This window comes from Leucobacter sp. USCH14, from assembly GCF_037619215.1.
Taxonomy (GTDB): Bacteria; Actinomycetota; Actinomycetes; order Actinomycetales; family Microbacteriaceae; genus Leucobacter.
Genome location: NZ_JAQPZP010000014.1, coordinates 18,515 through 31,636 on the forward strand (window position 1 = coordinate 18,515; position 13,122 = coordinate 31,636).

12 protein-coding genes are annotated in these 13,122 nt (G+C 69.8%); 4 read left to right on the top strand and 8 right to left on the bottom strand.

Annotated features, from left to right (window positions below):
* Positions 1-46: 46 nt before the first annotated feature.
* From PQI23_RS12425 to PQI23_RS12445, 5 genes are read right to left on the bottom strand one after another with little or no spacing between them, the layout of a single operon-like run.
* Complete coding sequence (locus tag PQI23_RS12425) at positions 47-1,264, bottom strand: substrate-binding domain-containing protein (protein WP_339974993.1); 1,218 nt, start codon at positions 1,262-1,264, stop codon at positions 47-49.
* Positions 1,261-2,472, bottom strand: a complete 1,212-nt coding sequence (locus PQI23_RS12430) for an ABC transporter permease (RefSeq protein WP_339974995.1) — start codon at positions 2,470-2,472, stop codon at positions 1,261-1,263. Before PQI23_RS12430 ends, PQI23_RS12425 begins: the two co-directional genes overlap by 4 nt.
* Entirely contained in the window at positions 2,469-3,521 is a 1,053-nt protein-coding gene (locus PQI23_RS12435) for an ABC transporter permease (RefSeq protein WP_339974996.1), read from the bottom strand. Before PQI23_RS12435 ends, PQI23_RS12430 begins: the two co-directional genes overlap by 4 nt.
* Positions 3,518-5,017 carry a sugar ABC transporter ATP-binding protein gene (locus PQI23_RS12440; protein ID WP_339975060.1) on the bottom strand — a complete coding sequence of 500 codons (1,500 nt, stop codon included), beginning with the start codon at positions 5,015-5,017 and terminating at the stop codon, positions 3,518-3,520. The genes PQI23_RS12435 and PQI23_RS12440 overlap by 4 nt, the downstream gene beginning before the upstream one ends.
* A complete protein-coding gene (locus tag PQI23_RS12445; protein ID WP_339974998.1) occupies positions 5,014-6,120 on the bottom strand; it encodes a Gfo/Idh/MocA family protein in 1,107 nt (368 codons plus the stop codon). Before PQI23_RS12445 ends, PQI23_RS12440 begins: the two co-directional genes overlap by 4 nt.
* A 95-nt stretch (positions 6,121-6,215) precedes the next feature.
* Between PQI23_RS12445 and PQI23_RS12450 the strand changes: the two genes are divergently transcribed.
* Positions 6,216-7,403 (top strand): ROK family transcriptional regulator, encoded by a 1,188-nt coding sequence (locus tag PQI23_RS12450; protein WP_339974999.1) that lies wholly within the window; start codon positions 6,216-6,218, stop codon positions 7,401-7,403.
* 9 nt (positions 7,404-7,412) lie between these two features.
* Here PQI23_RS12450 and PQI23_RS12455 read toward each other — a convergent pair whose 3' ends face one another.
* From PQI23_RS12455 to PQI23_RS12465, 3 genes are all read right to left on the bottom strand, one after another.
* Positions 7,413-8,345, bottom strand: a complete 933-nt coding sequence (locus tag PQI23_RS12455) for an aldo/keto reductase (RefSeq protein ID WP_339975001.1) — start codon at positions 8,343-8,345, stop codon at positions 7,413-7,415.
* Positions 8,346-8,393: 48 nt separating this feature from the next.
* Positions 8,394-9,362 carry an aldo/keto reductase gene (locus PQI23_RS12460; protein WP_339975003.1) on the bottom strand — a complete coding sequence of 323 codons (969 nt, stop codon included), beginning with the start codon at positions 9,360-9,362 and terminating at the stop codon, positions 8,394-8,396.
* A 512-nt stretch (positions 9,363-9,874) separates the two neighbouring features.
* On the bottom strand, positions 9,875-10,765 hold the full coding sequence (locus PQI23_RS12465; protein WP_339975005.1) for a PfkB family carbohydrate kinase: 891 nt from the start codon (positions 10,763-10,765) through the stop codon (positions 9,875-9,877).
* A 199-nt stretch (positions 10,766-10,964) separates the two neighbouring features.
* On the opposite strand from PQI23_RS12465, the gene PQI23_RS12470 reads away from it, so the two are divergent.
* The 3 genes from PQI23_RS12470 to PQI23_RS12480 are packed head-to-tail and all read left to right on the top strand — an operon-like array spanning position 10,965 to position 13,119.
* Positions 10,965-11,750, top strand: coding sequence for a glycosyltransferase family 2 protein (locus tag PQI23_RS12470; RefSeq protein WP_339975006.1), 786 nt, complete (start codon positions 10,965-10,967; stop codon positions 11,748-11,750).
* On the top strand, positions 11,747-12,550 hold the full coding sequence (locus PQI23_RS12475; protein WP_339975008.1) for an endonuclease/exonuclease/phosphatase family protein: 804 nt from the start codon (positions 11,747-11,749) through the stop codon (positions 12,548-12,550). The genes PQI23_RS12470 and PQI23_RS12475 overlap by 4 nt, the downstream gene beginning before the upstream one ends.
* Entirely contained in the window at positions 12,547-13,119 is a 573-nt protein-coding gene (locus tag PQI23_RS12480; protein ID WP_339975010.1) for a hypothetical protein, read from the top strand. The genes PQI23_RS12475 and PQI23_RS12480 overlap by 4 nt, the downstream gene beginning before the upstream one ends.
* The last annotated feature ends 3 nt before the right edge of the window (positions 13,120-13,122 follow it).

The following is a 13,122-nucleotide window of genomic DNA, read 5'->3' on the forward strand; positions in this document are numbered from 1 at the left end:
CCGGGGGACTCGCGTTATGCGCACCCTCCCCCGGCGCTCGGACCGACTACGGGATCTGGCGATCCTGCCAGACCTTCGGGTAGCCCGGAAGGTTCTCGCCGCCGAACTTGGCGTAGTGCCCGTCGGGCATGCCCTCGTTGAGCTCGAGGAACTCACCGCGATCCTCCTCGGTGATGGGGCTCTGCGGCAGCACCCACTCGGCGGGCACCTCCTCGCCGTCGAAGATCTTCTCGAGCGCGAGCAGCGGCGTGCGCCACTGGAAGTTCGAGTACACGGGCGCGAGACCGGTGAGGCCCGTCTCCTCCCACTTGCGGAGGAAGCTCAGCTCGTCCTCGCCCGTCATCACGGGGTACTCCTTGCCCGCATCCTCGAACGCCTCGATGGCGGCGACGGCACCGTCGCCCGCGTCCATCCAGACGCCCTGCACGTCGCCCTTGGCCAGCTCATCGGAGATGATCTTCTTGATCTCGGCTGGGTCGCCGCCGGAGAAGTAGTCGACCGCTTCGATGCCGGCCTCCTCGAAGAGCTTCTCCGCTCCCGCCCAGCGCTGCTCGAGCACATCGACGCCGGGCAGGATGCGCAGCGCGATGACCTTGTCGCCCTCTTCGAGGTTGTCGATCAGGAACTCGGCGGTGTCGATGCCCCAGGCGAACCCGCCGATCGGGTGGATGAACGTCACCGCGCAATCGGTCTCGACACCGCGGTCGAACACGACGACCGGCTTGCCGGTCTCGCAGGCGCGCTCCACGGCCGGGGTCATCGCGGCGGTCGAGTTCGGCGAGATAATGAAGCCGTCGCAGTTGCCCTCGGCGATGAAGTAGTCGATGTCGGCGATCTGGGTGTCATCGCTGTCCTTCGCGTCCCGCGTCTCCATCTCCGAGATCGCGCCCGACTCCTGCAGCACCTTCAGCTGCTCGTTCATCGTGATCCAGCCCGTCTGGCGCCACGGGTTCGAGATCGAGGCGTTCGCGAAGCACACCTTCTTGGCGCCGTCCGATGCGAACTCGGAGGTGTCCTTCATCTCGGGGTTGATCATCTGCAGGTAGGGCTCGTCTTCGGGCCCCTCGGGCGTCACGCCGCGCTCCGCGTCCTGCTTGTCGAAGAGCTCCTGGTCGAACCACTCGGTCGACTCGGTCGATTCCGACGTCTCGGCGGGTGCTTCTTCAGCGGAGTTCTCCACCGACGGATCGGTGGTGCACCCCGCGAGCAGGATCAGCGACGCCGCACCGACGAGGCTCGTCGTAATGCTCAGCGATCGTTTCATGATCGGTTCTCCTTCTTCTGTTCGCCCCGCGCGGCAGCGGTGCCGGCGGGATCGGATGACGGGGTGCTCCCCGTCGGGTCCGGCCCGGAGGTTCCGGGAGGTTCTTGGGTGCTGGGCCCCGGGGCGCCGGCGTCCGCCACCGCTCCGAGGCCGGTTGTGGGCCGTTTGCGGCGAGCGCGGAACGCCGCGCCCGAGTAGGCGACGGCCGCAATGATGATCGCGCCCTGGATGGCGTCGCGCATCGTCGACGGCACGGAGGTGAAGTTGAGCAGCGTGAACAGCGTCTCGAGTGCGAAGGCTCCGGCGAGTGCTCCCCAGACCGAGCCGCGGCCGCCGCCGAGCACGACACCGCCGAGCACGACGGCGGTGATCGCGATGAACTCGTACCCGCGCCCCACCGAGGGGTGCACGCCCGCGTATCCGACGAGCAGCACGCCCGCGACGGTGGCGCAGAGGGAGGAGATGACGAACGCGGCCGTCTTGGTGCGCCACACCGATGCACCGGCGAAGACGCCGGCCGACGCGTTGTCGCCGATCGCGACGAGCGTGCGCCCGAAGGGCCGCTTCGAGAGCCACGCCGCGAGGGCAACGACCGCGGCGAGCACCAGCACCGCCCAGGGCAGCAGCCCGATGACGGGCAGCCCGTCGACGCCGCCGCGCCCGATCTCGCGGAACGAGTCTGCGGGGTTGCCCGTCGCGGCCCCGCCCGTCCACCACATCACTCCGCCGTAGAGCACGAGCATCATGCCGAGGGTGACGATGAACGACGGCACCTTCAGGAATGTGGTGACGAGGCCGTTCACGATGCCGACGACGGTGCCCAGCACGATCAGCAGGAGCAGCACCGGGATCACCTTCGCGTCGTCCTGGCCGATCAGGGTGCCCGCGAGCACCACCTGCGCGGTGACGAGCGATCCCTGCGAGAGGTCGAACTCGCCGCTCACGATGACGAAGTACTGGCCGATCGCGACCAGGGCGATGGGGGCGACGCGCTGGATGTAGCGGACGAGCTGGCCGGGCTCGGCGAACGAGGGGTTCAGGATCGCCACGGCGACGAGCAGTACCAGCAGCAAGAGGTAGACCGCGCCGCGCGGGCTGATGGCGGCCCGCGCGAGGCGGGCGAGACCGCCGGGAGCGGGCGCTGCGGCCGGAGTCTCGACCGGCCGGGTGACGCTCGGATCGGTCAGGCCGCGTTCTGCTGCACTCATCGCGATCCCCCTTCGCTCGTGGCATCTGCGGGCACGGGCGCCGCCTCCCCGGAGCGCGTGAAGCGCTCGCGGCGTGCGACGAGTCGGCGACGCGAGTAGATCGCGACCGCGACGACGATCACCGCACCGCGCACCACGTCCTTCAGGAACGGGTTCACCTGCAGCACGCTCATGAGGTTGTCGAGCACCGCGAAGATCGCGACGCCGCCGATGGTGCCCCAGATCGATCCGCGCCCGCCTGCGAGCAGGGTGCCGCCGAGCACGACGGCCGCGATCGAGAGCAGGTCGTAGCCGCCCTGAACACCGACGGTGGGGCTGCCCACGCCGAGACGGCTCGCGAGCAGCAGGCCGGCGATCCCCGCGAAGACCGAGCACAGCACGTGCGCCCAGATCAGGGGGCGTCGGGTGCGCACGCCCGAGAGTCTCGCGACCTCCGCGTTGCCGCCCACGGCGAACAGGTGGTGCCCGAAGCTGGTGCGCGCGAGCAGGAAGGCGACGAGGCCCGCGAGCGCGAGCATCACGATCGTGGAGACGGGCACCGGCCCGATGCCGGTCGCGCCGAAGAGCTGGAACGCCCAGGGCGCTTCACCGGCCGTGCCCTGGTAGTTGGTGTCGAGATACCCCTTGAGCATGAGGCCGACGCCGAGCGTGGTGACGAAGCCGTGCACGTTCAGGTAGGTGACGATCACGCCGTTGGCGAGCCCGATGATCGCCGCGACTCCGAGCGCGAGCAGCACACCGGGCAGCACCATGCCCGTCTCACCGCTCATCGTCTGCGCTGCGATGAGACTGGTGAGGCTGACGACGTAGGGCACGGAGAGATCGAGGGATCCGCCGAGGATCACGAGGGTCTGCCCGATGGCGACGAAGCCGAGCACGCTCATCCCGGTGAGGATGTCGCGGATGCTGCCGGGGCTGAACAGGTTTCGGCCGACGGTGGCGACGAGGATCGCGCTCAGCACGAGCACGACGATCAGCGCGAGGAACACGATCGCGGTCGTATCGAGGCGCCTGAGGTGCTTCAGTCGGGCGGGGAGTGCGATGCTCATGCCGCCCCCCGCTCTGCGACGGCGCCCGTCGCGAGGGCCAGCACCGCCTCCTCCGACGAGCCCGCGGGCAGTTCGCCGGCGATTCGGCCATCGCGCATCACGAGAATTCGATCGGCCATTCCGATCACCTCCGGGAGTTCACTCGAGACGAGCAGGATCGCGACCCCTCGCTTCGCCAGATCGCGGATGAGCCGGTACACGGCGACCTTGGCACCGACGTCGATGCCGCGGGTCGGCTCGTCGAGGAGCACCACGCGGGGCTCGGTGGCGAGCCACTTCGCGAGCACGACCTTCTGCTGATTGCCGCCGGAGAGCGCCTGCACCTCCTGCTTCGGTCCGCGGCTCACGAGTTCGAGCGCCTCGAACATGCCGGGCACCCTCGCCCGCTCTGCGCGAGTGCGCCGCGGGAACACGCTGCGGATCGCGAGCAGTGCGTTGTCGAGAATCGACTGGTTCAGTGCGAGGCCGGTGCGCTTCCGGTCCTCGGTGACGAGAGCGATGCCCAACCGCACGGCCTGGCGCGGAGCGCGGATGGACCGGGCGGATCCCGCGATCTTCAGCGTGCCGCGCGTGAATGGAGCGGCGCCGAAGACGGCCTCGACGAGCTCGGTGCGTCCCGAGCCCTGCAGCCCGGAGAGGCCCACCACTTCGCCGGCGCGCACGTCGAGGTCGATGCCGTCGAGCTGCGTGTTCCCGCCGCCGCGCACGTGCACGACGACCTCGCCGGTCTCGGTGCCGGGCACCGGGTCGGGGAAGAATGCGCTGATGGGCCGACCGACCATGCGTCGCACGAGCGTCGGCTGATCCAGCGCCCCGACCGGGTCGCTCGACACCAGCGACCCGTCCTTCATCACGGTGATGGTGTCGCAGAGATCGAAGATCTCCTTGAGCCGGTGGGAGACGTACAGGATCGCGACGCCCCGGTCGCGAAGCCGCCGAATCACGCGGTAGAGGATCGCGACCTCGTGATCGGCGAGCGCCGCCGTCGGCTCGTCCATCGAGATGACCCGCGCCTCGACCGAGAGCGCCTTCACGATCTCGACAATCTGCTGCTCGGCGACCGTGAGCGTGCCGACCTGCGCGTTCGGATCGATGCCCGTGATGCCGAGCTCGTCGAGCAGCTCTGCAGTCGCGCGCCGCATCGCTGCGGTGTCGATGAGGCCGCGGCGGCGGGGCTCGCGGCCGAGGAAGACGTTCTGCGCGACGGTTCGGTCGGAGAGCAGATTGAACTCCTGGAAGACGGTGGCCACGCCGGCAGCGGCAGCCTCGACGGGGTGGGCGAAGTCGACGCTTGCTCCGTCGAGCCGCACGTCACCGCCGTCGCGCCGGTAGACCCCTGCGACGATCTTCATCAGGGTCGACTTGCCGGCGCCGTTCTCCCCGACGAGCCCGTGCACGGTGCCCGGCACGAGATCGAGCGAGATGCCGTGCAGCACCTCGTTGCCGAAGAACTGCTTGCGGATGCCCGAGACCGACAGGATCGGTGCGTCGTTCATGCCCATGCGTCGCCCACCTCCACCCAGCGGCCCTCGCGCGCCGAGGCGAGCACAGCGTCGGTGATCTGAGCCGCGCGATACCCGTCGGCGAATGTGGGGAGCCCTTCGGGCCGCTCTCCCGCGGTCGCGGCGTAGGCGTCGGCGACGAAGGCGTTGAACGCGTCCTGATACCCCTGCGCGTGGCCGGCGGGCACCGTCGAGAGCCGCGCCGCGTCGGCCGAGAGCGTCTCGGGGTCCCGGCGCAGCAGCAGTGACTGATCGCGCCGCCCGACCCAGAGCTGCTCCGGATCCTCCTGCTCGAAGCGCACGCTCTCGTCGGCTCCCGCGATCTCCAGCACCAGGCCGTTCTTGCGCCCGGGGGCGACCTGGGAGACGAGCAGCGATCCGATGCCCCCGCCGGCGAGTTCGAGGGTCAGCGCCACCGCGTCCTCCGTACTCACCTGCTGTCCATTGCGCTCGGCGTGCACGGTGCGCGTCGTCGCGACGAGGCGCGAGATGCGATCGCCGCTCACGAACTCCACGAGGTCGACGAGGTGGGAGCCGATGTCGGCGAAGGCCCTCGACGGACCGCCCGCCTCTGCGGCCACGCGCCAGTTGTCGTCCTGAGCGCCGAGCAGCCAGTCCTGCAGGTACTGACCCGAGATCGTGACGACTGCGCCGGGAGCCGAGCGCGCGATGCGGGCCCGCGCCTCGCGCACCATCGGGTGATACCGGTACACGAAGGGCACTGCCCCGACCAGGCGTTCGGACTCGGCGAGCTCGACGAGTTCGCGCGCGTCCGCGGCCGAGGTGGCGAGCGGCTTCTCGCAGATCACGTTCGACCCCGAGCGGAGTGCGGACCGCGCGAAGTCAACGTGGCTCGCGTTCGGCGTGCAGACGTGCACGACGTCATGGGCCTCTGCGAGCAGCTGCTCAGCGCTCGTCGCCTGCTCGTAGCCGAGCGCGGCGGCGGCGCGCTCCGAGCTCTCGCGGTTCGACGCTGCGAGGGACGCGAGGCGCGCGCCGACGAGACGGGCGGCGTGGGTGTGGGTGCGAGCCATGAACCCGGCACCGAGCATTGCGACGCTCGGTGCCCGGCGAGACTCCATCGTCTGCGGGGACATGCGTCCATTGTGTTTCCGGGCTCGGTACTTTTGTCAAGTATTCTTCATAAGTAATCAAACCGTTACCGAAGTTGGACCTGTGCTTTACTGAAAGTGTGACCGTGACATCCGCGCCCCCCGAGCCCGGCGCCTCCTCCGCAGGCGGGCTGCTCCAGCTGTTCCGCGACGGCGAACCGCGAACGCGCGCGCATCTCGCTCAGCTCACGGGGCTCTCACGGCCCACCGTCGCGCAGCGCATCGACCAGCTCATCGACCTCGGCCTCATCGCCCCCGTCGCCGACGCCGCCTCCACCGGCGGGCGCCCGTCGGCTCAGCTCGCCTTCAACCCGCGCGCCCGGGTCGTACTCGCCGCAGATCTCGGCGCACTGCACGCGCGTGTCGCGGTCACCGACCTGCGCGGCGAACTGCTCGCAGAGACATCGGCGCCGCGAGAGATCTCCTCCGGGCCCGAGTCGGCGATCTCCTGGATCCTCGACTCCGCTGAGGAGCTGCTGCCCGACCTCGGCTTCGACCTGTCGCGGGTCGCGGGCGTGGGCATCGGCGTTCCCGGCCCCGTCGAGTTCTCCACCGGGCGCCCCATCAACCCCCCGATCATGCCGGGGTGGGACCGCTTCGACATCCCATCCGCCATCCGCGCCCGCATCGACGCGCCGGTACTCGTCGACAACGACGTCAACATCATGGCACTCGGCGAACTCGCGACCGCGTGGAACGGGGTCACCGACCTGATCTTCGTGAAGGTCGCCAGCGGCATCGGGGCGGGGATCGTCTCGGGCGGATCCCTCCGCCGCGGCGCCAATGGCGCCGCGGGCGACATCGGCCATATCGCGCTCGCGCGCGCCGCCGACACGCCCTGCCCGTGCGGCAATCGGGGCTGCCTCGAAGCCGTCGCGTCGGGGCGCGCGCTCGCCCGCGCGCTGAGCACGCCGGAGCGCGCCCTGCACCGCCCCAGCGAGGTCGTCGCGCTCGCGAAGGCCGGCGACGTGCACGCGATCCAGCAGATTCGCCAGGCGGGGCGCGACATCGGCGAGGTGCTGACCGCGTGCGTCTCCATCATGAACCCGTCGGCGATCGTCATCGGCGGCACCATGGCGCAGGCGGCGGAGCACCTCGTCGCCGGAGTGCGCGAGGTCGTGTACGCGCGGTCGATCCCGCTCTCCACGGAGCAGCTGACGATCGCTCCGTCGCTCGCTGCGGGCAACGCCGCGATCTTCGGCGCCGCGCAGCTCGCGATCGACGCCGCGCTCGCACCGGAGCGGATCGCCGCCGCCCTCGGCGGGTAGGGAGTTCGGCTACGGGACGGTGTACCCGGCCGCACGGAAGAGCTCGTACCACTCGGCGCGGGTCAGCGTGATGTCCGAGCCCTGCGCGGCAGCTGTGACGCGGTCGGGTGAGGTGGTGCCGAGCACGACCTGCATGCGTGCCGGGTGGCGCGTGATCCAGGCGACCGCGATCGCCTCGGCGGGAACCCCGTACTGGGCGGCCAGGCGGTCGATGACCGCGTTGAGCTCGGGATAGCGATCCGACCCGAGGAAGGGCCCGTCGAAGAAGTTCGCCTGGAACGGCGACCACGCCTGCACCGTGATGTCGTGGAGCCTGCAGTAGTCGAGCACGCCGTCATCACGTGTGACCGACTGCGGAAGCCCCTGCATGTTGGCGGCGATGCCCTGAGCGATGATCGGCGAGTGCGTGATCGAGAGCTGCAGCTGGTTCGCGACGAGCGGCTGCGTCACGTACCGCCGCAGCAGATCGATCTGGCGCGGCGTGTGGTTCGAGACGCCGAAAGCGCGCACCTTGCCCGACGCCGAGAGCTCGTCGAACGCCCGCGCGACCTCCTCGGGCTCGACGAGCGCGTCGGGGCGATGCAGCAGCAGGATGTCGAGGTACTCCGTTCCGAGCGCCTCGAGCGATCCGTGCACCGACTCCATGAGGTGCGTGTACGAGAAATCGAAGTACGGGCCGTCTTTCACGATGCCGGCCTTGGACTGGATCACCCACTGCTCGCGCTCCGAGGGCGTGAGCCGCAGCGCCTCGGCGAAGCGGCGCTCGCAGCCGTGCAACGGATCGCCGTAGATGTCGGCGTGGTCGAGGAAGTTGATCCCCGCGTCGCGCGCAGCGCTGACCAGCGTGCGCACCTCGTCGTCCGATTTGCCCTGGATCCGCATCAGCCCCAGCACGACGTCGGAAACGGTCAGATCGGTGCCCGGCAGTGTGAACGTGCGCATGCCGCTCACACTACCGGGCTCGTCGCGCCCGCGCTCGGGCGATCTCGCTTACGCCGAGGCCGCGGTGATGCTCGCGAGCTCGTCCGCCGTCAGCTCCAGCGAGAGCGAGGCGAGCAGCGAGGGCAGCTGCTCGAGGTTGCGCGCACTCGCGATCGGTGCGGCGACCGTGGGCTGCTGGCGCAGCCAGGCGAGAGATACCGCGGCCACCGGTGCGTCATGAGCGTCCGCTGCGGCATCCAGCGCGGCCAGCACGGCACGTCCCCGATCATCGAGGTACTGCGAGGCCTCGCCGGCGCGGGGGCTCGCACCCTCGGCGGTCGCGTCGTCGACGTCGCGGTACTTCCCGGCGAGGAACCCCTTGGCCAGCGAGAAGTACGGGAAGACCGCCAGCTCCTCCTGCTCTGCGACGGCGCGCAGGCCGTTCGTCTCGAAGTCGCGCTCGACCAGGTTGTAGTGCGGCTGCAGCGCCACGGGCAGGTGGTAGCCGCCGTCTCGCGCGATCCGGAACCACTCGGCGACCCGCTCGGCCGTGTAGTTCGAAACGCCGATCGCCCGCACCTTGCCCGCGTCGACGAGCTCCGAGAACGCGGCGACCGTCTCCTCGAGAGGCGTGTCGGCGTCGTCGAAGTGCGCGTAGTAGAGGTCGATGCGATCCGTATGCAGACGCGTCAGCGAGGCGTCGGCAGCCGCGCGCACGTTCGCGGGGGCGAGGCCCGAGTACTCAGGGTGCGTGGACACCTTCGTCGCGAGCACCACCGCATCCCGGTTGCCGCGTTCGGCGAACCACTCGCCGATGATGGTCTCGGATTCGCCCCCCGAGTTGCCCGGAGCCCACGCCGAATACCCGTCCGCCGTGTCGACGAAATCCCCGCCGCCGGCGACGAACGCGTCGAGCACTTCGAACGAGGTGGAGCGGTCCGCCGTCCACCCGAAGACATTGCCTCCAAGCGCAAGCGGTGCGATGTCGATATTGGAGGATCCGATGCGCGTCCGTGCGGTCTGTCCAGCCTGGGTCATGAGCTCTCCTTCGCGATTCGTGCCACCCTGCGGTGCGTTCACTCGACGCTAACAGCGCGCGCTCCGTGCGCATTCCGATGTGACGGAGTGCGACGCGTCCGATCTGCGCCCTCCGACCTGCTCCCACCCCGCGCAATTACGGGCCCGCGATTATACGCTGACCCACGGTTCCGCGCCAGGACTCCTCGGATTCCTCGCAGGCGGGCGAACATAGAAGCCCAGAACGAGAGAAACCGTGAAACCGACTATGAACCTCATGCCGCACGCTCCGCATATTGCTCTAATCGAACTGCAGGAAAGGCTGAACAAGCGCATGGCTATCGAGTACGCAGAACACCCGTTTTCGGAGCTGCCGACGGAGGAGCAGCGGGAGGTCCTGGCGAAGATGGCGCGCGAGCGTCAGGAGCGCTGGGAGGCCGCCATGCGAGCGGCCGGCAGGACTTCGTCGCGGACGCCCAATGCATCAGCCCGTCGGTACACGGATGCCGCTCTCTCGGCCGGAGATGAACGCCTCACGCGAACCGCGTGAATCCGCCGAACTGCTGCACCGCGATCGCAGCCGCCGAAGACGCCCGCTCGCCGAGCTGCGGCGGGGTCTCCCCTCGAAGCAAGCCGGTCACGAGCCCAGCCACATAGGCGTCTCCGGCGCCGGTGCGGTCGACGATCGAGGTTTCGCCGAACGGGAAGAACTGCGATCCGCCCTGCCACGCCACGAGATCCCCCGACCCTGAGACTGCGAGGCACACGACATCGGGGCCCCGGTCCAGCAGCTCCGCGGCGGATCGCATCGCGTCGTTCATGTCCGAGATCGAACGCCTCGCGAGCATCTCGGCTTCCTCGGCGTTCGCGCGCACGACGTGCGCTAACGAGAGCAACCGCTCGGCATCGGCGCCGTCGGCCCCGCCGTCGAGCACGATCACAGCGTCGGGCGCGAGTTCGGCGGCGCGCACGAGCGCCTCGGCGGGCTGATGCAGTTGCAGCACGACGATTCGGGCTTCCGAGAGCATCGTCTCCGCCGCGGTCACGTCCTCGACCGTGAGTCTCGCCTCCGGGGGCGTGTGCTCGAACACGCGGCGCTCCCCCGACTCGGTTACCACATCGATCATGAGCGCCGTCCGACCGCGGCGCTGCATCGACGCCATGTCGATGCGCAGGTCGAGCGCGTCCTCGTGTACCGCGTCACCGGCGCGGTCCGACCCGAGCACCGCGATCAGCGACACCGCGCAGTCCGGGTTCAGCTGCCGAACGTCGGCCGCGATGTTCGCCCCCTTGCCGCCCAGCCGCTCCTTCCTGCGAGAAACGGGCGCCGTCCCATTCGCCTCCGGCATGTCTGCGACGCCGAGCGCGAGATCCCTCGCAGCGCCTCCGACGACGACCACCCGTTTCCGCTTCTCGGCGACCATACGCAGTAGGTTAGGGCGGTTCCGCGCATCTCCGCACGGGGTTGCCGGCATTCGCGGTGCACGGTACGAGTGCTCCGCTGACACCCGGCCACCGCCCGCTCGCCCCCCGTCCGCTCGCCGCCCTGCGCGAAGCCGAGCGCGGGCGAGACGGCCCAGGCCGCTACGCTGAAAGGACGAGCAGAGGGCCTGGGGGTGGCGCGTGAACGGGGTGCATCACTCGACCGTCTCCGTCGTGATCCCCGTGAAGGACGACGCCGAGTTGCTGCGATGGTGCCTCGCCGCGCTCGCCGCGCAGACACGCGCGCCCGACGAGCTCATCGTCGTCGACAACAATTCCCGTGATGATTCGGCGCGGGTGGCTCGCGAGGCCGGGGCGGCCGTCATCCCGTGCGAAACGCCGGGGATCCCTGCGGCGAGCGCCACCGGTTACAACGTGGCGACGAGCGACTACGTGCTCCGTCTCGACGCGGACTGCGTGCCGGATGCGACGTGGATCGCGGCCCTCGCCGCAGTGCTGGACGCCCGGCCCGACGTCGCCGTGGTGACGGGGAGCGCCCACTTCATCGACGGCCCGAGACCACTGCGCCGGGTCGCGGCCGCGATCTACCTCGGCATGTACGTGGCGACCACCGCTCCGGCGCTCGGCCATACTCCGGTATTCGGCTCGAATCTGGGCTTCCGCCGCTCGGCCTGGCTCGCGGTGCGCGACGAGGTGCATCTGCGCTCGGACATCCATGACGACCTCGACCTCGCCTACCACTTCGGCGAACGGCATCGCATTCGTCGCGTGCGCGCCGCTGTCATGGGCATGTCGATGCGCCCGCTGTCGTCGGTGGGCGGGTTCGCCAGGCGCACCGCATGGGCGTTCCGCACCGTGCTCATGCACTGGCCCGCCGACTTCCCGTCGGTGCGGTGGATCCGCCTGGCGTTGCGCCGCGTGCTGCACCGATTGGGCGTGCCGACGCCTCGGAGGGCGCGATCGTGACCGAGCTCCGGGTGATGACCGCCAACATCCGTCGCCGCATAGACCCCTGGGCGATTCGACCCGCGGACCGCTGGGAGCTGCGCCGCGATCGACTGCGGCAGCAGCTCCGAGGCTCCGGCCCGCACGTGCTCGGCGTGCAGGAGGCACTGCCGAGCCAGACGAGATGGGTGCAGGAGTCGCTCGGCGAGCGATACCGCTTCGTCGGGCACGGCCGAGCTGCGGACGGCGGCGGCGAGGGCTGTCCCGTGTTCTACGACCGAACCAGGCTCGAACTGCTCGACTGGCGGCAGTTCGCGCTCTCCGACACCCCGACCCGAGCCGGCTCGCGCAGCTGGGGCAACCTCTTCCCCCGCATCGCGGTCGACGCGCGGTTCCGCGACCGGGCCAGCGCAGTGGAATTCCGCTGCATCAACACGCACCTCGACCCGCTGAGCGCCCGCTCGCGGCAGCGCTCGCTCGAGCACCTGCGCGACATGATCGCCTCGGAACCCGGCCCCGCGATCCTCACCGGCGATTTCAACACCGGACCGGGCTCGTCGGCCCTCGCCGCCCTGCTCGCCGGGGATGCGCTGCGCGACGCGTGGCACGCCGCACGCGAGCGGCGCTCACCCGAGTACGCCACGTACGCGAACTATCGCACCCCGCGCCCGGGCCGTCGGCTCGACTGGATCGTGACCACTGCTGACATCGCGGTGGATCGCGCCCGGATCATCGCCGACCCCGTGCTGGGCGGCTGGCCGTCGGATCACCTGCCCGTGCTCGCCGAGGTGCACCTCCCGAAAGGCTCCGCCCACGCATGAAAGAGAACTTCCTCCGGCCTCCGAGTAGCTTCGCCGAGTATCTGGCCGACGCGCTGCGCATCGCCGGGCTGCTCGGCGTCGTCTTCGCCGCGATCCGGCTCGAGCCCACCGATGCCGGCATTCTGGCGCTGACCCTGCCCGCGCTCGTCGCGCCGCGCTTTCTCGGGGCGCGGGCCGCGTTCGACATTCCGTTCTCGATCATCGTGCTGCTCGCCGCGTGGAGCAATGTGGTGGATCTCTATCGCACGGTCGACGGCTGGGACATCGTCATGCACGTGGTCTGCATGGGCGCGCTCGTTCCGATGGCCTATCTGCTGCTCGGGCACTGGAGCATCGTGCCGGCAACGTCTTCCCCGGGCTTCAGCAAGCGCGTGCCGATCGTGCTGTATCCCGTGCTCGGACTGGCGCTCGGGGCGGTCTGGGAGATGATCGAGTGGGCGGGCTTCGTCTTCATCAGCGATGACATCTTCGTGGAGTACCACGACACGATCAGCGATATGGCGGTCGGGGCACTCGGAGCGCTCGCCGCAGGCATCGCGCTCGCGGGCGTGCGCCTCGATCGGGAGTGATCG

Coding starts and splice junctions, on each gene's coding strand:
- PQI23_RS12425 (WP_339974993.1), bottom strand. CDS start 1,264: ATGAAACGATCGCTGAGCATTACGACGAGCCTCGTCGGTGCGGCGTCG.
- PQI23_RS12430 (WP_339974995.1), bottom strand. CDS start 2,472: ATGAGTGCAGCAGAACGCGGCCTGACCGATCCGAGCGTCACCCGGCCG.
- PQI23_RS12435 (WP_339974996.1), bottom strand. CDS start 3,521: ATGAGCATCGCACTCCCCGCCCGACTGAAGCACCTCAGGCGCCTCGAT.
- PQI23_RS12440 (WP_339975060.1), bottom strand. CDS start 5,017: ATGAACGACGCACCGATCCTGTCGGTCTCGGGCATCCGCAAGCAGTTC.
- PQI23_RS12445 (WP_339974998.1), bottom strand. CDS start 6,120: ATGTCCCCGCAGACGATGGAGTCTCGCCGGGCACCGAGCGTCGCAATG.
- PQI23_RS12455 (WP_339975001.1), bottom strand. CDS start 8,345: ATGCGCACGTTCACACTGCCGGGCACCGATCTGACCGTTTCCGACGTC.
- PQI23_RS12460 (WP_339975003.1), bottom strand. CDS start 9,362: ATGACCCAGGCTGGACAGACCGCACGGACGCGCATCGGATCCTCCAAT.
- PQI23_RS12465 (WP_339975005.1), bottom strand. CDS start 10,765: ATGGTCGCCGAGAAGCGGAAACGGGTGGTCGTCGTCGGAGGCGCTGCG.
- PQI23_RS12480 (WP_339975010.1), top strand. CDS start 12,547: ATGAAAGAGAACTTCCTCCGGCCTCCGAGTAGCTTCGCCGAGTATCTG.